This is a genomic window from Bradyrhizobium sp. (genome assembly GCF_047605465.1).
Classification (GTDB): Bacteria; Pseudomonadota; Alphaproteobacteria; order Rhizobiales; family Xanthobacteraceae; genus Bradyrhizobium.
The window spans coordinates 95,465-113,351 of record NZ_JASGFS010000015.1 but is presented as its reverse complement, the minus strand read 5'-3'; the positions used below and the strand labels follow the sequence as shown (position 1 = coordinate 113,351).

At 67.8% G+C, this 17,887-nt stretch carries 15 protein-coding genes; 9 read left to right on the top strand and 6 right to left on the bottom strand.

Annotated features, from left to right (window positions below; translation table 11 throughout):
* The 3 genes from QM712_RS15215 to QM712_RS15205 all read left to right on the top strand — a co-directional run.
* Nucleotides 1-1,493 (top strand): tetratricopeptide repeat protein (locus QM712_RS15215; protein WP_415023927.1); only part of this gene is annotated, 1,493 nt, incomplete at its 5' end.
* 241 nt (nt 1,494-1,734) lie between these two features.
* On the top strand, nt 1,735-2,652 hold the full coding sequence (locus QM712_RS15210; protein ID WP_415023926.1) for a sulfite exporter TauE/SafE family protein: 918 nt from the start codon (nt 1,735-1,737) through the stop codon (nt 2,650-2,652).
* Complete coding sequence (locus tag QM712_RS15205) at nt 2,649-3,419, top strand: TIGR02186 family protein (RefSeq protein WP_415023925.1); 771 nt, start codon at nt 2,649-2,651, stop codon at nt 3,417-3,419. Before QM712_RS15210 ends, QM712_RS15205 begins: the two co-directional genes overlap by 4 nt.
* 75 nt (nt 3,420-3,494) lie before the next feature.
* Here QM712_RS15205 and QM712_RS15200 read toward each other — a convergent pair whose 3' ends face one another.
* Together QM712_RS15200 and QM712_RS15195 are read right to left on the bottom strand one after the other, a co-directional pair.
* On the bottom strand, nt 3,495-4,268 hold the full coding sequence (locus QM712_RS15200) for an MBL fold metallo-hydrolase (protein WP_415023924.1): 774 nt from the start codon (nt 4,266-4,268) through the stop codon (nt 3,495-3,497).
* 13 nt (nt 4,269-4,281) lie between these two features.
* Nucleotides 4,282-5,193 carry a DMT family transporter gene (locus QM712_RS15195; RefSeq protein ID WP_415023923.1) on the bottom strand — a complete coding sequence of 304 codons (912 nt, stop codon included), beginning with the start codon at nt 5,191-5,193 and terminating at the stop codon, nt 4,282-4,284.
* Nucleotides 5,194-5,289: 96 nt separating this feature from the next.
* On the opposite strand from QM712_RS15195, the gene QM712_RS15190 reads away from it, so the two are divergent.
* A complete protein-coding gene (locus QM712_RS15190; RefSeq protein ID WP_415023936.1) occupies nt 5,290-6,153 on the top strand; it encodes a LysR family transcriptional regulator in 864 nt (287 codons plus the stop codon).
* A 101-nt stretch (nt 6,154-6,254) separates the two neighbouring features.
* Here the strand turns inward: QM712_RS15190 and pdeM are convergent, their stop codons facing one another.
* The 4 genes from pdeM to QM712_RS15170 form a co-directional block, all read right to left on the bottom strand.
* Complete coding sequence (gene pdeM / locus QM712_RS15185; RefSeq protein ID WP_415023922.1) at nt 6,255-6,953, bottom strand: ligase-associated DNA damage response endonuclease PdeM; 699 nt, start codon at nt 6,951-6,953, stop codon at nt 6,255-6,257.
* Between the two features lie 115 nt (nt 6,954-7,068).
* On the bottom strand, nt 7,069-9,645 hold the full coding sequence (locus QM712_RS15180; protein ID WP_415023921.1) for a ligase-associated DNA damage response DEXH box helicase: 2,577 nt from the start codon (nt 9,643-9,645) through the stop codon (nt 7,069-7,071).
* Between the two features lie 230 nt (nt 9,646-9,875).
* Complete coding sequence (locus tag QM712_RS15175) at nt 9,876-11,105, bottom strand: ABC transporter substrate-binding protein (RefSeq protein WP_415023920.1); 1,230 nt, start codon at nt 11,103-11,105, stop codon at nt 9,876-9,878.
* 113 nt (nt 11,106-11,218) lie between these two features.
* A complete protein-coding gene (locus QM712_RS15170) occupies nt 11,219-12,145 on the bottom strand; it encodes a methyltransferase domain-containing protein (RefSeq protein WP_415023919.1) in 927 nt (308 codons plus the stop codon).
* 65 nt (nt 12,146-12,210) lie between these two features.
* Here QM712_RS15170 and QM712_RS15165 point away from each other — a divergent pair, with 65 nt between their 5' ends.
* From QM712_RS15165 to QM712_RS15145, 5 genes are all read left to right on the top strand, one after another.
* Nucleotides 12,211-13,248 (top strand): ligase-associated DNA damage response exonuclease, encoded by a 1,038-nt coding sequence (locus tag QM712_RS15165; RefSeq protein WP_415023918.1) that lies wholly within the window; start codon nt 12,211-12,213, stop codon nt 13,246-13,248.
* Entirely contained in the window at nt 13,245-15,026 is a 1,782-nt protein-coding gene (locus QM712_RS15160) for a cisplatin damage response ATP-dependent DNA ligase (RefSeq protein WP_415023917.1), read from the top strand. The genes QM712_RS15165 and QM712_RS15160 overlap by 4 nt, the downstream gene beginning before the upstream one ends.
* Before the next feature lie 397 nt (nt 15,027-15,423).
* Nucleotides 15,424-15,729 carry a DUF6460 domain-containing protein gene (locus tag QM712_RS15155; protein WP_415023916.1) on the top strand — a complete coding sequence of 102 codons (306 nt, stop codon included), beginning with the start codon at nt 15,424-15,426 and terminating at the stop codon, nt 15,727-15,729.
* Between the two features lie 76 nt (nt 15,730-15,805).
* Nucleotides 15,806-16,540, top strand: a complete 735-nt coding sequence (locus tag QM712_RS15150; RefSeq protein WP_415023915.1) for an MBL fold metallo-hydrolase — start codon at nt 15,806-15,808, stop codon at nt 16,538-16,540.
* 1 nt (nt 16,541) lies between these two features.
* On the top strand, nt 16,542-17,873 hold the full coding sequence (locus QM712_RS15145) for an MATE family efflux transporter (RefSeq protein WP_415023914.1): 1,332 nt from the start codon (nt 16,542-16,544) through the stop codon (nt 17,871-17,873).
* The last annotated feature ends 14 nt before the right edge of the window (nt 17,874-17,887 follow it).

Genomic DNA, 17,887 nt, shown 5'->3' with positions numbered 1-17,887 from the left:
GACCTGCGGCGCCGCCGGGACCGGCGGCGGAGCGGCCGGCGCGGCGGCATGGAATTCGCGCGATCAGCGAGATCCTGGAGCCGCACACGGTGCCGACCCGCGCCGTGATCGCGCCGGAACTGCCGCCGGATCATCCGCTCGAACCCGGCACGCGCCCGAACGGGCGTGCCGCCACGCCGTCCGAGCGCATTGCCGCGTCCGAAAGCGCGATCAGCGAAATTCCGGCCGCACCGAAAGAGCCGGTGTCGTCGTCGAGCTTCATCGCCGCCGCGCGCCGCGCCGCGCAGGCTGCTGCCGCACAGCCCGAAAAGACCGGACGCGCCGCCAAGGCGGGCGCCGTCCGCACCAAGGACAAGGGCAAGGACGGCGGCTCGACCATCACGTCGAAGATCCGCTCCCTGCTGGTCGGTGCCAGCGTGGTCGTGATCGTGCTCGGCACCTTCAAGATGGCGATGAACCTGCTCGAAGGCGGCAGCGCACCGCCGCCGCAGGCCGTGGAGGCTCCGCCGAGCGAACTCGCACCGCAGACGCCGCCGCCGGCACTGGAAAGCAAGCCGGCCGCGCCGCCGGAGCAGGTCACGCCGTCGATGACCTCGCCGACGCCGCTCGGCCGTCAGTCGCTGAACAATTCCGCCCCGGGCTCCAGCGGCTCGGCCTCGGTCGAAATCCCGCCTGCCCCCGCCGCGCCACCGCCCCAGCCGGCGGCCAACGGCGATGTCACCGGCGCGCTGTCCGCCGGCACGCGCGCCAAGCTCGGCCAGGTCCAGGTGCCGCCGAGCGAGAAACTTCCTGACGGCATCGGCGGCCCGGTGCTGCGCGCGGCCGCGCTGAAGGGCGACGCGACCGCGGCCTACGAGATCGGCGTGCGCTTTGCCGAGGGCAAGGGCATCGCCACGAACTACGACGAAGCCGCCAAATGGTACGACCGCGCGGCACAGGCCGGCGTGGTGCCCGCGACCTTCCGGCTCGGCACGCTCTACGAGAAGGGCCTCGGCGTGAAGAAGGACGCCGACATCGCCCGCCGCTACTACACCCAGGCCGCCGAGCGCGGCAACGCCAAGGCGATGCACAACCTCGCGGTGCTGGATGCCGACGGCGGCGGACACGGCGCCAATTACAAGAGCGCGGCGCAGTGGTTCAGGAAGGCGGCCGACCGCGGCGTCGCCGACAGCCAGTTCAACCTCGGCATCCTCTATGCCCGCGGCATCGGCGTCGAACAGAACCTCGCCGAATCCTACAAATGGTTCAGCCTGGCTGCCGCCCAGGGCGACGCGGATGCAGCGGGCAAGCGCGACGACGTCGCCAAGCGCCTCGACCCGCAATCGCTGGCCGCCGCCAAGCTCGCGATCCAGACCTTCAGCGCCGAGCCGCAGCCCGACGATGCGGTCCGCGTCACGACGCCCGCCGGCGGCTGGGACAGCGCGCCCCAGGCGAGCGTGAAGCCCGCGGCAAAGCCGGTGGCGACCAAGCGCTCGGCCTCGGCCGCGCACTGAGATCTTTCCCCTCTTGAGGCGCGCGCTCCCGCGCGCGTCTCAAACCATGATACCTCCCCGCTCCCGTCCTGGGCCGCGCCCTTCGAGACGCCTGCCGTGCAGGCTCCTCAGGATGCGGACAGTGAGCGTCGATGCCGCGCGTGCGGCTCATTCACCACGCGCGAATTTCCCGGTCCCTCCCGGCAGCGGATTCGGCTATTGAGGGACGCGGCAATCGATCCGTTTGCCGGTGCGTGGGCCCATGCAGCTCTATCTCCCGATCGCCGATCTTCCGATCAACGTCTTCCTCGTGCTGGCGATGGGCGCAGCGGTCGGCTTCGTCTCCGGCATGTTCGGAATCGGCGGCGGTTTCCTGATGACGCCGCTGCTGATCTTCATCGGCATCACGCCGGCGGTCGCGGTCGCCTCGGTCGCGAGCCACATCGCGGCCTCCTCCTTTTCCGGCGCGCTGTCCTATTGGCGGCGGCGCGCGATCGACCCGGCACTCGCGGGCGTGCTGCTGTGCGGCGGCGTGACCGGCACGGCGCTCGGCGTGTGGACCTTCACGCAACTCCGGGCGCTCGGCCAGCTCGACCTGATGATCGCGCTGTCCTACGTCGTGCTGCTCACGACGGTGGGCAGCCTGATGTTCTCCGAAGGACTGCGCGCGATGATGCGGACCCGCCGCGGCACCGTGCCGCCGCGGCGGACCCATAGCTGGATCCACGGCCTGCCGCTGAAGATGCGGTTCAAGCGCTCGAAGATCTACCTGTCCGTGATCCCCGTGGTGATCGTCGGTATCGTGATCGGGTTCATCGGCGCCATCATGGGCATCGGCGGCGGATTCATCCTGGTGCCGGTCATGATCTACCTGCTGCGGGTGCCGACCTCGACGGTGATCGGCACGTCGATGGTCCTGACGCTGGTGACGATGCTGTTCGCCACCATGCTGCACGCGGTGACCAATCATCTGGTCGATGCCGTGCTGGCGCTGATCCTGATGATCGGCGGCGTCACCGGCGCGCAGTTCGGCGCGCGCGCAGGCCAGAAGATCCGCGGCGAGCAGTTGCGGCTGCTGCTCGGCCTTCTCATCCTCTCCGTCGGCATCCGCTTCGCGGTCGAGCTCGTGATCCGGCCCGAGGATCTCTTCACCATCCGCGAGCTGGGGGTGAACGGATGATGCGCGCGCTCGCCGCCGCCGTCCTCGTCCTGCTGCTCGGCTCCGCCGCGCGGGCCGAACGGCTGATCGTCTCGGTCTCGAACCACCGCGTCACGGTGACACCGAACTATTCGGGCGAGGAGCTGGTGCTGTTCGGCTCGGTCGAGAAGGATGCATCGACGCCCGCCGACCGCACCGCCTACGACCTCGTCGTCACCGTGATGGGCCCGCGCGCCGACATGGTGACGCGACGCAAGGAGCGCACCTTCGGCATCTGGATCAATACCGACTACCGTCAGTTCCTGCAGGTGCCGACCTATCTGGCGCTGTTCGCCAACCGCCCGTTCGACCGGATCACCACGCCCGAGATCGCGCGGCGGCAGCAGATCGGGCTCAACAACGTGCTGCTGACGCAGCGGGTCAGCGGCGACTATGCCGACGTGGTGCCGAACGACGCGTTCCGCTCGGCCTTCGTCCGGCTGCGCACGCAGCACGGTCTCTATCGCGAGGATCCCTCCGCGATCACGTTCCTGACGCCGACGCTGTTCCGCACCGGCATCCCGCTGCCGGCGGAGGTGCCGATCGGGACTTATGCCGTCGAGATCAAGCTGTTCGCGAACGGCGCGTTCATCACCAAGACCGAGACCGCGTTCGAGATCGTCAAGGTCGGCTTCGAGCAGTTCGTGGCGACGAGCGCGCGGCAGAACGGGCTGGCGTACGGCCTCGTCACCGCGGCGATGGCACTGATGACGGGCTGGATGGCGTCGATCGTGTTCCGGAAGGACTGAGCCGCGCTCACGAGCTGCCTGCCACCGTCTTGCCCGGGCTTGACGAGAGAAGCCGGAGGCCCGCGACGGCGCGCCTCACGGCGCCTCCACCACCGTCGGCACGCCCGGCTCCAGCAGGCGCAGCCGCGGGCCGAAACCGAGCACGTCGAACGTCTTGCGCAGGTCCTCGCCGTTCTGGCGGAAATGCGCCCAGCCCTCTGTGTGCACGGGCACGATCATCGCGTCGGGAAAGGCGCGCGCGGTCTCGATGGTGTCGTTGGTGTCCATGGTGAGATGGAACGGACCGCGCGTTTGCGCGGCGCCGGCGAAGGGCATCACCACGCCGCATTTGAAGCGGCGCGCGACCTCCGCGACACCGTCGAACCAGGTGGTGTCGCCGGTGATATAGACCGGCCGCGTGTCCTTCCGGCTCGACGAGACCACGAAGCCGATGACGTCGCCGGACAGCGGCTCGATGCCGGCTGGACCATGGCGCGCCGGCGTCGCGGTGATCGTCAGCGAATGGCCGTCGCCGTCTTTCAGATGCGTGACGCTCCAGGGTGCGAGCCCTTCGGCATGGCCGCCGAGGCGCCCTGCACCGGCCTCGGTCGTCAGCACGCGCCTGGCGTGCTTCAGGAAGTCGCGGCCGGAATTGTCGAGATTGTCCGCGTGCTGATCGTGGCTGAGCAGGACGGCATCGACCGGGCCGATCGCGTCGGCCTTCAGCGCCGGGCCGATCGTCTTCTCCAGCTTCACATGCGGCAGTTGGTATGCGCCCGGCGCATCGAAGGTCGGATCGGTGAGCAGGCGGAAGCCGTCGATCTCGATCAGGGCGGTCGGCCCGCCGATCAGGGTGATGGCGATGGGCATCAGGGAACTCCTCCTACGAGACGGGCCTGCCGGGGCGCGTCACCAGATAAATGCCGAGCGCCACCGGGATGATGCCCAGGAGGTCGCGGGCCTCGACATGCTCGCCGAGCACGAGATACGCGAACAGCATGCCGAGCGGCGGCATCAGGAAATGATAGGCGCTGGCGGCGGTGGCGCCACACACTTTCAGGAGATGAAACCAGAGCCAGTAGGCGAGGATCGAGCCGCCGAGCACGAGGAAGGCGAAGGCGCCGATCAGGCTCGGCGTGACGTCGATCGCGCGGACATCGGCAAAGGTGAGGGCGACCGGCGTCAGCACGATGCCGGCGGCGAGGTTCTGCACGCCGTTCCCGATCCACAGGCTTCCCTTCGGCGCGAGCAGCTTGAACAGAATCGTGCCGGCGACGATGGAGGCGAGCGAGGCCAGCGTGAAGACGATCCCGTGCAGCGAATCCGTGCCGACCGCGAGGCGATGCCAGACGATGAGCGTGACGCCGATGATGCCGAGCGAGAGGCCGCCCGCCTTGCGCCAGGTCATGCCTTCGCCGAGCAGCAGCGCGGCGAGCGCCGCGGTGAACACCGGATTGGCCGAGACGATCAGGCCGCCGAGCCCGGCCGAGACCGATTGCAGGCCGGTGTAGCCGAGCCCGAGATAGAGCGCGTTGTTGGCGATGCCGAGCACGGCGAAGACCGCGGCATCGCGCCACGACAGGGACCAGTCGTCGCCGCGGAGCAGCGTGGCGCCGAGGATCAGAATGCCGGCGAGCGAGAAGCGCGCCGCCAGCAGGATCAGCGGCGGGCAATGGGTGACGCCGATCTTGCCGGCGACGAAGGCGTAGCTCCAGAGCAGGCAGAACAGGCCGATCGAGAGGGGCAGCGCGCTGAACCGGCTGCGGGGAACGGGAATCGAGGGGGCGAGCGACATGGGCAATCTCCTGAGCCCTCGATCTAGGGAGACGGCTTGCCATTTGGAAATTAAATGATTAACTCGCCATCAGTGGATTTTCGAATGGAGGCGCCTATGCTCGATCTCGAGCTTCTGCGCAGCTTCGTGTCGGTGGTCGAGGCCGGCGGCTTCACCCGCGCCGGCGAGCGCGTCCACCGCACCCAGTCGACCGTGAGCCAGCAGATCAAGCGGCTGGAGGAAGACGTCGGCCAGACGCTGCTGCTCCGCGACGGCAAGGACGTGCGCCCGACCGAGGCCGGCGAACGCCTGCTGTCCTATGCACGCCGCCTGCTCTCGCTCGCCGAGGAGGCGCGCGACGTGCTGCGCCAGCCCGACAGCGAAGGCGCGATCCGGCTCGGCATCCCCGAGGATTTCGCCGCCTATCGGCTGGCAAAGCTGCTCGGCGCCTTCTCTCGCTCGCATCCGGGCCTGCGGCTCGACGTGCGCGCCGACCAGAGCAAGAACCTGTCCCGCGATCTCGAACGCGGCGAGCTCGACCTCGCGCTCTACAAGCGCAGCACGGGCGAGAAGGGCGCGATCGCGGTGTGGCCGGAGCAGGTGCACTGGGTCACCAGCAAGAGCCATCCGATCGACGTCGATGTGCCGTCGGTGCCGCTGATCGGCTTTCCGCTCGGCTGCCTCTACCGCGCCGGCGCGATCCACGCGCTGGAGAGCGCGGGCCGCGCCTGGCACATGGCCTACTCGTCATCGAGTCTCGCCGGCATCCAGGCCGCGGTCGCCGCCGGCATGGGCCTCAGCATCCTGTCGGAGATGTCGATCCAGTCCGATCACCGCGTGCTGACGGCGAAGGATGGTTTTGCGCCGATCAACCGCACCGAAGTGGCGCTGATGGCCTCGCCCGGCGCCAGCCCCGCGACGCTGCGGCTCGCCGACCGGCTGGCGGAGTTCTGCGACAACGTGCAGGCGAAGGCGGCGTAGCGAATCGCTGCCGTGAGGAAAACCCGTCGCCGCGACGTCGGTGCGTTTCCCTCCCCGCCAGTCATGCACGCGGCAAGCTTCCGGCCTTCAATAAGATCCGCTCAATAGCAGCGCGACGCCGCGATGGCGTGGACGCGGCGGTCGCCGAGCAGATGGGCGACGAAGCCGTTCCTCGGAAAGATCTTCGCGAACGCCGCATCGCGGATGCTGAGGCCGCCGGCATAGGCGCCGAAGGCCGGCATCACGGCACGCAGGCCGTCCGACGCGAAGCAGCGGCGCTCCATCGAACGGCCGCGCGCGGACACGCGCGCCTTGGGATGCAGATGGCCGGCGATCTCGCCATGCGCACCGGTCGGCTCGTGGCGGAACGTGATCGGCCCGATCGCGACTTCGTCGGCGACGGTGCCGCCGAGATCGCGCGGCAGCATCGGATCGTGATTGCCGGAGATCCAGATCCAGTCGCGGCCGCTCTGCAGCGCGGCCACCGCGTCGCGATCTTCGACCGCAAGGCGTTCATGCGCGGTGCGGTCGTGAAAACTGTCGCCGAGCGCGATCACCATCCTGGGATCATGGCGGGAGATGACAGCAGCGAGCCGGCTCAGCGTCGCCAGCGTGTCGTAGGGCGGCAGCAGCACACCGCGCGTGGCAAAGCTGGAACCCTTCTCCAGATGCAGATCGGAGACGACCAGCAGGCGCTGTTCTTCCCAGAACAGGGCGCCGGAGAGATCGGCGTGGAGCGAGATGCCGGCGACGTCCAGGCTGAGCGTCGACGTGATGGACAGCGCAACATGTTCCGTCATGGACGGGCTTTTCCCGGCCATCCACGGTCTCGTCGCGGCGACAAAGACGCGGATGCCCGGGTCAAGCCCGGGCATGACGGTGTGGATAGATGAGCGCGCCTCACTGGCAAATTCTCTACGACATCGCCTCTCTGACGAGTTCGTCGGCGGCCTCCGCCAACAATTCGTCTCCAGCTTCGCCATAAACTGACTCGCGGCCGATTTCCAGCATCACGGGGACCGCAAGCGGCGAGACGCGGTCGAGTTCCCGATGCGTGATGCGGCCCTGGATGCGGGCAAGCATGCCGCCGAGGCGGCGCAAATCGAGCAGGCCGGTGGCGGCATCGGCGCGCGCCGCGCGCAGCAGGACGTGATCGGCCTGGTGCTTGCGCAGCACGTCGTAGACGAGATCGGTCGAGAACAGCACCTGGCGGCGGCTCTTGTCCTCGTCGGTGAAGCGGCGCGCGATCAGGCCGGAGATCAGCGCGCAGTTGCGGAAGGTGCGTTTCATCAGCGCGGATTCGGCGAGCCACGCTTCGAGATCGTCGCCGAGCATGTCGGGGTTGAACAGCGCGTCGAGATCGAGCTTGCCGTGGCGGATCATGAAGGAGGCGTCGCCCAGCCCCCAGATCGCCACCGCATATTCGTTGGCGACGAAACCGAGCGGCCGGGCGCGCGCGCGTTCCAGCCGTCGCGTCAGCAACATGCCGAGCGTCTGGTGCGCGAGACGCCCCTCGAAGGGATAGCAGACCAGGTAATGCTTGTTGCCGCGCGGAAAGGTCTCGACCAGCAGTTCGCGCACACCGGGCACACGCGAGACCTCCTTCTGCACCGACAGCCAGTCGCGCACCTGCTCGGGCAGGCCATTCCAGGCGCGGCGATCGTCGAGCAGGCGGCGCACGCGCTCGGCGAGGTAGGTCGAGAGCGGAAACTTGCCACCCATGTAGGACGGCACTTTCGGGTCCTTGTCGTTGGCGCGGGACACGTAGGCCTGGTCTTCCGCCAGCGCCTCGTAACGCACCACCTCCCCGCCGAACACGAAGGTGTCGCCGGGGGTGAGGCCCTCGATGAAATATTCCTCGATCTCGCCGAGCACGCGGCCGCCGCGCGCGATCGCGCCGGTCGAACCGCTGCCGGCGAAGCGCCCGCGCACCAGCCTCACCTTCAGCATCGGCTCCTCGACGATGGTGCCGACATTGAGGCGATAGCCCTGCCGCACCTTCGGATTGGCGACGCGCCAGCGGCCCTGCTTGTCCTGCTTGATGCGGGCGAAGCGCTCATAGGTCTTCAGCGCGTAGCCGCCGGTGGCGACGAAATCGACGACGTCGTCGAAATCCTGCCGTGCGAGCTCGGCATAGGGCGCGGCGGTGCGCACCTCGTCATAGAGCTCGTCTCCGAGGAACGGCTCGCCGCAGGCGCAGCCGAGCACGTGCTGCGCCAGCACGTCGAGCGCGCCGGTGCGCAGCGGCGGCGTATCCTGCGCATTCTCGGCGATGGCGTCGATCGCGGCGCGGCACTCCAGCACCTCGAAACGATTGGCCGGCACCAGCACCGCGCGCGAGGCCTCGTCGAGACGATGGTTGGCGCGGCCGATGCGCTGCATCAGGCGCGAGGAGCCCTTGGGCGCGCCGATATTGACGACGAGATCGACGTCGCCCCAGTCGATGCCGAGATCGAGCGAGGAGGTACAGACCACGCCGCGCAGCTTGCCGGCCGACATGGCTTCCTCGACCTTGCGGCGCTGGACGACGTCGAGCGAGCCGTGATGTAGCGCGATGGCGAGGCCGTCGTCGTTCATCCGCCAGAGATCCTGGAACAGCATCTCGGCCTGGCTGCGGGTGTTGACGAAGACCAGCGTGGTCTTGTTCTGCTTGATCAGCTCATAGACTTCGGCGAGCGCGTGGCGGGCGCTGTGGCCGGCCCAGGGCAGCCGCTCGCTGGTGTCGAGCATCTCGACCAGCGGCGGCGCGGCGCCGCCGGCGACGACGATGTCGGCGGCGGCCGATTTGCCGCCGGGCTGCGGCACCAGGAAGCGCGCGAGCTGATCCGGCTCGGCCACGGTCGCCGACAGGCCGATGGCGCGCATCCGCGGCGCCAGCCGCCACAGCCGCGCCAGACCGAGCGACAGCAGATCGCCGCGCTTGGACGTCACCAGCGCATGCAGCTCGTCGAGCACGACGCGCTTGAGCGAGGAGAACAGGAACGGCGCGTCGTCGGAGGAGAGCAGCAGCGCGAGCTGTTCCGGCGTGGTCAGCAGGATGTCCGGCGGATAGCGTCGCTGGCGCTGGCGCCGCGACACCGGCGTGTCGCCGGTGCGGGTCTCGACCTTGATCGGCAGGCTCATCTCTGCGATCGGCCGCTCGAGATTGCGGGCGATGTCGACCGCGAGCGCCTTGAGCGGGGAGATGTAGAGCGTGTGGAGACCGCCGGTGCGCTGAACGCCGCGGCCGGTCGAGACCACGCTCGCCGTCGCGGCGGCGTCGCTCTCCGCCGCCTGCGTGGACAGTTCCACCAGCGTCGGCAGAAACCCAGCCAGCGTCTTGCCGGCCCCGGTCGGCGCGATCAGCAGCGCGCTGGCGTCCTCGCGGGCCTTCTCGAGCAGCGCCAATTGGTGCGCGCGCGGCGCCCAGCCGCGGGCCGCGAACCATTGCTGGAAGCGATCGGGCAAGAGCGCAGCCGGCTCGGCCGATATTTTGCGGATACGGGGCGGCACGGCATGACAGGTAAGCCGTGCGGGCGGCTTCGTCGAGGGGTGGAAGCCTGAATCGACGAGCGGGACGCCGTCCCGCTCTCCCCTTGCGGGAGAGGGTGGATCGCCGCGCAGCGGCGAGACGGGTGAGGGGTCTCGCTGCGAACCATTGTCTTCCGAGCCGTCGGAGACAACCCCTCATCCGTCGCTTCGCGCCACCTTCTCCCGCGGGGGGGAGAAGATGAAAAGCCATCCTACTCCGACATCGGTTTGTCGGAGATGTCCCAGTCCTTGCCGGTGAAGGTCGAGATGTAGAGCGTCTTCATCGGCGTGTAGTCCTCGGGCGTGTAGTCGTAGGTGACGCCGTCGAGGAAGTAGGGCGAGTGGAAGCCGGCCAGCGTCGAGGCCTGCTTCAGCACGTTGGCCCGGGTGAGCTCGTCGCCGCAGCGGCGCAGGATCTCGCCCATGGTCACGGCCTGGCCGTAGCCGGCGAAGGCGATGGTGTTGTCCGGATCGATCGTCGAGATGTATTTCTTTCGCAGCTCCTCGAACGCCATCACGTCCGGATCCTTCTCCCATTTCGGCAGGCCGACTTCCTTGTTGTAGCGGATGGCGACGATGCCGGTGGCGTTCTCGAGCCCGGCGGCATTGAGGATCGAGCGGCCGGTCGAGCCGGCCGAGAGCAGTTGCAGCGGCTTCCAGCCGAGCTCGGCGACCTTGCGGATCGACTGCGACGTCGCCTTGCCGGTGGTGATGTTGTAGAAGACGTCCGCGCCCGACTTCGAGAGATTGATGAGCTGGGAATCGACCGTCGGATCGGTGAGATCGTAGGTCTGCTCCATGATCACCTGCGCGGTGCCGCCGGCATCCGCCAGGACCTTCTTGAAGGGGCCGAGGAAGTCACGGCCGAAATCGTCGTTCTGGTAGAGGATGCCGACCTTGGCGTTCGGCTTCGTGGCGACGACATGCCGCGCCAGGATGCGGGCCTCGGTCGGATAGAGCGGCAGCCCCGCCATCGTCCATTTGAACTCCTTCGGGTTATTCCACTTCGACGCGCCGGTGTTGAGCAGGAGCTGCGGCACGCCCTTGGAGTTCAGATATTTGTGCACGGCGGTCTGCGGCGCGGTGCCGAGCGAACCGTAGAGCGCCAGCACCTCTTCCTGCTCGACCAGGCGCCGCGTCGCCTCGACGCATTTCGGCGCGCTGTAGGCATCGTCCATGGTGAGGAACTTGACCTTGCGTCCGTTGATGCCGCCCTTCTCGTTCAGCATCTGGAAATAGGCTTCGCCGATGCGACCGAGCACGCCGTAGAGCGAGCCGGGGCCGGAATGCGGCACGGTCTGGCCGATCTTGATCTCGGTATCGCTCGCGCCTGCATCGTATTTCTTGTCGGCGGCCCGGACGTAGGGCGCGGGCAGCGTGGATGCGGCAATGGTCGCGAGCGCGGCGGCGCTGAAGTCACGCCGCGATGGATTCTTCATCATTGTTGTCCTCCCTGGCGCGCGCATTGTGCTGACAAGGCAGCACCGCTCGCAAGTGGGAAGTCGCAGCTTACGGCGCACCGACGCTCAAATCGCCGAGACGGCAGCGCCTAGACTCAAGTTTTCTCGGCAACGACGACGAGCCCGCGCACCGGCTCGTTGTTCTCGTTGCGCGGCGAGGCCGGCTCCAGCGTGAGGAGCTTGAGGCCGCTGTCGGCGATCGCGCCGCGCGCGTATTCCGCCGAATGGGCATAGCGCAGTCCTTCGCCGAGCACGACGCCGCTGCCGTCATGCGTCTCCAGCGTGAAGGCGAGCGTGCCGCCCGGCACCAGCACGCGCCTTGCCTCGGTCAGCACCGGCGCGAGATCCGAGAGATAGACGAACGCGTCGGCCGCGACGACGAGGTTCGCGCTCGCATCGTCCCTGGCGCGCAGGCCGTCGATCATGTCGGCGACCTCGAGCTCGGCGTAGAGATTCGTCGCGCGCGCTTCCTTGATCATGCCGGGCGACAGATCGATGCCGATGAAATGATCGACCTGCCTGACGAAGGCCGCCGCCGCGAGCCCGGTGCCGCAGCCGAGATCGATGGTGCGCTTGAAGAAGGCCGGCTTCTTCGACGCGACACGCGCGGCCAGCACCGCCTTGAAGATCAAGGCGGGAGCGCGATAGCCGAGATCGTGGATCAGCGCGTGCTCGAAGCGCGGAGCGTATTGATCGAACAGGGCCTGCACATAGGCCTTGGGCATTTCCGAGAGCTGGGTATCGCCGAGCCGCATCAGATGCAGGCCGGCGCCATGCTGATCCCCGGGGTCGGAATCGCGCGCTTTGCGGAACGCTTCGATCGCCTTGTCGCGCTCGCCGAGTTGCTGGCGGATTTCGCCGAGCGTGAACCAGGCCGACGTGAAGTCCGGCGCGAGCTCGAGCGCCTGCTCCAGCAGGTCGGCGGCCGCGGGCAGATCGCCCTTGAGCTGGAGGTCGCGCGCGAATTCGAAGCGGCGGTCGGCCATGAGATCGCCGGAGGACAGGAACAGGCGCAGGGGCATCGGGAACCAGGGAGCGAAACGGATGGATGACTCGAAGACGCGGTAGCGCAACCTATATATCAGGCATGCGTCCGCAAGACATCCTGATGCCAGTCGCCGCCGGCCTGTGCTGCAAGCCCGGCGGCTTCCATATCGATCCCGTGCGCCCGGTCGAGCGGGCCGTGATCACCCACGGCCATTCCGACCATGCCCGTGCCGGCCACGGTGCGGTGCTGGCGACGCAGGAAACGCTCGACATGATGCGGCTGCGCTATGGCGAGAATTTCGCCGGCGCGACCCAGGCGATCCGCTATGGCGAGGAGATCCGGCTCGGTGACGTTCGGGTGAAATTCCACCCGGCCGGCCACGTGCTGGGCTCCGCGCAGGTCGCGGTGACGGCCGGCGGCACCTGCATCGTCGCCTCCGGCGACTACAAGGACGCGCCCGATCCGACCTGCACGCCGTTCGAGATCGTGCCATGCGACGTCTTCATCACCGAAGCGACCTTCGGACTTCCGGTGTTCCGGCACGGCGATGCCGCCGACGAGGTGAAGAAGCTGCTGGCCTCAGTGGCGCTGTTTCCGGAGCGCGCCCATCTCGTCGGCGCCTACTCGCTCGGCAAGGCCCAGCGCGTGATCGCCCTGCTGCGCCAGGGCGGCTACGACGCGCCGATCTACCTTCACGGCGCGATGGAGAAGATCACCTATTACTACCAGAGCCGCGGCATCGAACTCGGCGAGCTGGCCCCCGCACGCGGGATGAAGAAGGCCGATCTCGCCGGCACGATCACGCTGGCGCCGCCCTCGGCCACGTCGGATCTCTGGACGCGGCGCTTTCCCGACCCCGTCACCGCATTCGCCTCCGGCTGGATGCGCGTGCGCGCCCGTGCCCGGCAGCGCGGCATCGAACTGCCGCTGGTGATTTCCGACCACGCCGACTGGGACGGCCTCACCGCGACCATCGCCGCGACCGGCGCCGGCGAGATCTGGGTCACGCACGGCCAGGAAGATGCGCTGGTGCATTGGTGCAAGAGCAAGGGCCTGCAGGCCCAGCCGCTCGATCTCGTCGGCTATGGCGACGAGGAGGAGAGCGAGACACCGCTGGCCGACGAGGCGGACGCATGAACCGCTTCGCCGAGCTGCTGGACCGCCTGGCCTACGAGCCCGGCCGCAACAACAAGCTGCGGCTGCTCATCAGCTATTTCCGCGAGGTCGGCGATCCCGACCGCGGCTACGCGCTTGCCGCGCTGACCGGCGCGCTCAGCTTCAAGCACGCCAAGCCCGCGCTGATCCGCGATCTGATCGCCTCGCGCACCGATCCCGTGCTGTTCGGGTTGAGTTACGACTACGTCGGCGATCTCTCGGAAACGGTCGCGCTGATGTGGCCAAGGCGGGGCGCGAACGACGACGAATCTTTTCCGAGCCAACCCTCCCCCGCAAGGGCGGAGGGAGCGCAGCGGAGTTCTGTGCAATCGACGAGCACAAATCCAGGCAGCGAGGCGACTGAGTCCTCCCACGCTCGCAACCACAACAACCCGCCGCCGCCGACGTTGACCGAAGTCGTCACGACCCTGCGCACCCTCGGCAAGACCGAGTTGCCGCGGCAGCTCGAACGCTGGCTCGACGAGCTCGACGAGACCGGCCGCTGGGCGCTGCTGAAGCTCGTCACCGGCGCGCTTCGCATCGGCATCTCCGCGCGCCTGGCGAAGACCGCCGCGGCCGCGCTCGGCGACAAGGATCCGCACGAGGTCGAGTTGATCTGGCCCGGCCTCACACCGCCCTATCTCGACCTGTTCGCCTGGCTGGAAGGCCGCGGCGAAAAGCCGGTCAATCGCGATCCCGCGCCGTTCCGGCCCGTGATGCTGGCGCACGCGATCGAAGACACAGACTTCAGGAATCTCGACCCGGCCGACTACATCGCCGAATGGAAATGGGACGGCATCCGCGTGCAGGCGGTGGCCGGCAGCGACGAAGGCGGACACATCACGGCGCGGCTCTATTCGCGCACCGGCGAGGACATCACGGGAAGCTTTCCGGATCTGGTGCCGTCGCTGCGCCTGCCCGGCGCGATCGACGGCGAACTCCTGATCCTGCGCGACGGCCGGGTGCAGAGCTTCAACGTCCTGCAGCAGCGCCTCAATCGCAAAATCGTTTCGCCGAAACTGATCAAGGAGTTTCCGATCCATCTGCGCGCCTACGATCTGCTTGGCGACGACGAGAACGATCTGCGCGAGCTGCCGTTCGCGGAGCGGCGCGCGCGGCTCGAAACCTTCATCGAGAAACTCGACGATCCCCGCATCGATCTGTCGCCGACGGTTCCGTTCTCGGACTGGGACGCGCTCACCGCCGCGCGCGCCGATCCCGCGGGTGCCGGCGCCGGCGAGGACGCCGATGCCGTCGAGGGCGTGATGCTGAAGCGGCGCGAAGCGCCCTATCTGCCGGGACGGCCGAAGGGACAATGGTGGAAGTGGAAGCGCGATCCGCACATCATCGATGCCGTGCTGATGTATGCCCAGCGCGGCCACGGCAAGCGCTCGTCCTATTATTCCGACTATACGTTCGGCGTCTGGACCGGGACCGGCGGCGACGAGGAGCTGGTGCCGGTCGGCAAGGCCTATTTCGGCTTCACGGATGAGGAGCTGTTGCAGATCGACCGCTTCGTCCGCCGCAACACCACGGAGAAGTTCGGCCCCGTCCGCCATGTTGTGCACGAACCCGACAAGGGCCTGGTGCTGGAGGTCGCCTTCGAGGGCCTGCAGCGCTCGCCGCGCCACAAGTCCGGCGTCGCCATGCGCTTTCCCCGGATCAGCCGCCTGCGCTGGGACAAGCCGCCGCGCGAGGCGGACCGACTGGATACGCTGGAACGGATGTTGAAGACGGAGGCGGCCGGGGCTGCGACATGATCCGGCAAAAAAAATGGTCCCGCCGCCGGCCAGCGCAAAGCCAGCCAGCCTATGCGCAGAGAACCGTGAATTGGCCCCGGCGGCGGTCCCAAGGGAATTGGCCCGTCAAAGCATCGGGCCAGCGCAGACCTGCGCGACACCTCTCAGGCGTCGCGCGCACTCCTCATAGGAGCCCGGGGCCGCCAAGGGCAATTAACGGCCGTTCACATGCCGACGAACAATCCCGTTTACCTTACCGATGTTGCTTTCCGGCGACGCATCGGGGACCTGCCGCCCGGTTCGCTTTTGGCGGGTTGCCGGATTAAAATGCCGTAAGCCGATTGACGGCCGGGAACGGGTTCCCCATGTCCCCCGCCGTGACCTATAATCGGGGCGAATCCCCGCGAGGAGTTTTGCGATGGCCAACGACGTCAGAGACTTGCCGGCCGGCCACAGCGATGGCCTGAACCGCTTTCTCGGCGGCTCGCCGCTGGCGGTTGCGTTTCGCCTGATCCTGCTGTCGGTTCTGGTCGGCGTCGTGCTGGCTGCGATCGGCTTCGATCCCTGGAATATCATCTACAGCATCCGCCTGCTGTTCCAGCGGCTCTGGGATCTCGGCTTCGACGCCGTCAACTGGCTGTGGCGTTACTTCCTGCTCGGCGCCGTCATCGTGATCCCGATCTGGCTGCTCTCGCGCGTCTTCGGCACGCCCCGCGGCCGCTGACATGCAGTCGAGCGTGACCGCGCCGAGAAATCGCGTCACGCTTTTCCGGGTCATGCTCTAAGGAGTTGCGCAGCCGATGCAATTGCGTTTTGTCGGCTGCGGCGACGCTTTCGGTTCCGGCGGCAGGCTCAACACCTGCTTCCACGTCTGCGGCAGCGAGACCAACGTCCTGATCGACTGCGGTGCTTCGTCCCTGCCGGCGCTGAAGCGGCTGGAGATCGACCGGAACGAGATCGACCTGATCCTGGTCACCCATTTCCACGGCGACCATTTCGCCGGCCTGCCCTTCTTCCTGCTCGACGCGCAATTTTCGCGCCGCGTGAAGCCGCTGACGATCGCGGGGCCGCAAGGCATCGAGATGCGCCTGAAGCAGGTGATGGAGGCACTGTTCGAGCATTCCTCCGGGACGAAGCAGCGCTTCGAGCTCTCCGTCGTCGAACTCGCGCCACGACAACGTCGGAGCTTCGGCACGACGACGGTGACGCCCTACCCGGTCGTGCACGGCGAATCCGGAGGTCCCTTCCTGGCCTATCGCATCGAGGCCGAGGGCCGCACCCTCGCCTACAGTGCCGACACCGAATGGACGGAGACACTCATTCCGCTGGCGCATGGCGCGGACCTTTTCATCGCCGAGGCTTATATGTACGAGAAGGTGGTCAAGAACCATCTCAGCCTGAAGACCTTGGAACAGCACCTGCCCGACATCGGCGCGAAGCGGCTCGTCCTCACCCATATGAGCGACGACATGCTCTCGCGCCTCGACGACATCGAGCATCTCGCCGCCGAAGACGGCATGGTGATCGTGTTCTGACATGAACGCACCCGTTCACACCAGCGTCGGCAGCCGCCAGGTCTTCGCCATCGCGGGACCCGCGATGGTCGCGAACCTCACCACGCCGCTGATCGGCGTGGTCTCGACCACCGCGATCGGCCGGCTGGACGATGCCGCGCTGCTCGGCGGTGTCGCGATGGCCTCCGTCATCTTCGACTGCCTGTTCTGGCTGTTCGGCTTCCTGCGCATGAGCACGCTCGCCTTCACCGCGCAGGCGCTCGGCGCCGGCGAGACGCGCGAGCAGACCGTGATCCTGGTGCGCGGCTTCATCGTCGCGGGCCTGATCGGGACCGCGCTGATCGCGCTGCAATTGCCGCTGGCGTCCGTGCTGTTCGACCTGATGGGCGGCAGCGAGGGCGTGACCCGCGCGGCCAAGACCTATTTCATGATCCGGATCTGGTCCTCGCCGTTCGCCTTCGCCAACTACGTCATCCTCGGCTGGCTGGTCGGACAGGCTCGCGCCAATTCGGCGCTCGCGCTCCAGGTCGTCATCAACCTCATCAACATGGCGGCGACGATCCTGCTGGTGCTGGTCTACGACACCGGTATTGCGGGCGCTGCGATCGCGGCACTGCTGTCGGAGACGACCGGCTTCGTGCTCGGCGTCGTCGTCTGCCGGCGCCATGCCGTCGGCGGTTTTGCCGTTCCCCGCGCCCGCCTGTTCGACCGGGCGAAGCTGATGCGGCTGCTCGCGGTGAACTCCGACATCATGATCCGCACCGCGGCGCTGATCACGGTGTTCCTGTTCTTCACCGCCAAGGGCGCGCGCGCCGGCGACGTGACGCTGGCCGCGAATTCCGTGCTCAACAATTTCCTGCTGGTCAGCGCCTTCTTCCTCGACGGCCTCGCCAACGCGGCGCAGCAGCTCTGCGGCCGCACCTTCGGCGGGCGGGACGCCAAGGGCTTTGCCGATTCGACCCGGCTGGTGCTGCTGTGGGGGCTCGGCTTCGCGCTGGTGGTCGCGGCCATGTTCGCCCTGTTCGGGCCGGCGCTGATCGATTTCATGACCGCGAGCGAAGCCGTCCGTCGTGCCGCGCGCGAATTCCTGCCGTTCATCGTGGCAGCGCCCGTGCCCGGCGTGTTCGCCTTCGGCTTCGACGGCATCTTTGTCGGCGCGACATGGGCCCGCGAGATGCGCAACCTGATGCTCGCCTCGCTGGCGATCTTCCTCGGCACCTGGTGGGCGCTGCAATCGCTCGGAAATACCGGGCTGTGGTGCGCCCTGCTCGCCTTCTACGCCGCACGCGGCGGCCTGCAGGGCGCGCGGTATCCGTCGCTGTACCGGGCGACGTTTCCGTCTCCCTCCCGCTAGCGGGAAGAGGCGAA

What these genes read in the sequence shown, in the direction of transcription:
- QM712_RS15210 (WP_415023926.1), top strand. Translation starts at nt 1,735, where the DNA reads ATGCAGCTCTATCTCCCGATCGCCGATCTTCCGATCAACGTCTTCCTC.
- QM712_RS15205 (WP_415023925.1), top strand. Translation starts at nt 2,649, where the DNA reads ATGATGCGCGCGCTCGCCGCCGCCGTCCTCGTCCTGCTGCTCGGCTCC.
- QM712_RS15200 (WP_415023924.1), bottom strand. Translation starts at nt 4,268, where the DNA reads ATGCCCATCGCCATCACCCTGATCGGCGGGCCGACCGCCCTGATCGAG.
- QM712_RS15195 (WP_415023923.1), bottom strand. Translation starts at nt 5,193, where the DNA reads ATGTCGCTCGCCCCCTCGATTCCCGTTCCCCGCAGCCGGTTCAGCGCG.
- QM712_RS15190 (WP_415023936.1), top strand. Translation starts at nt 5,290, where the DNA reads ATGCTCGATCTCGAGCTTCTGCGCAGCTTCGTGTCGGTGGTCGAGGCC.
- pdeM (WP_415023922.1), bottom strand. Translation starts at nt 6,953, where the DNA reads ATGACGGAACATGTTGCGCTGTCCATCACGTCGACGCTCAGCCTGGAC.
- QM712_RS15175 (WP_415023920.1), bottom strand. Translation starts at nt 11,105, where the DNA reads ATGATGAAGAATCCATCGCGGCGTGACTTCAGCGCCGCCGCGCTCGCG.
- QM712_RS15170 (WP_415023919.1), bottom strand. Translation starts at nt 12,145, where the DNA reads ATGCCCCTGCGCCTGTTCCTGTCCTCCGGCGATCTCATGGCCGACCGC.
- QM712_RS15165 (WP_415023918.1), top strand. Translation starts at nt 12,211, where the DNA reads ATGCGTCCGCAAGACATCCTGATGCCAGTCGCCGCCGGCCTGTGCTGC.
- QM712_RS15160 (WP_415023917.1), top strand. Translation starts at nt 13,245, where the DNA reads ATGAACCGCTTCGCCGAGCTGCTGGACCGCCTGGCCTACGAGCCCGGC.
- QM712_RS15155 (WP_415023916.1), top strand. Translation starts at nt 15,424, where the DNA reads ATGGCCAACGACGTCAGAGACTTGCCGGCCGGCCACAGCGATGGCCTG.
- QM712_RS15150 (WP_415023915.1), top strand. Translation starts at nt 15,806, where the DNA reads ATGCAATTGCGTTTTGTCGGCTGCGGCGACGCTTTCGGTTCCGGCGGC.
- QM712_RS15145 (WP_415023914.1), top strand. Translation starts at nt 16,542, where the DNA reads ATGAACGCACCCGTTCACACCAGCGTCGGCAGCCGCCAGGTCTTCGCC.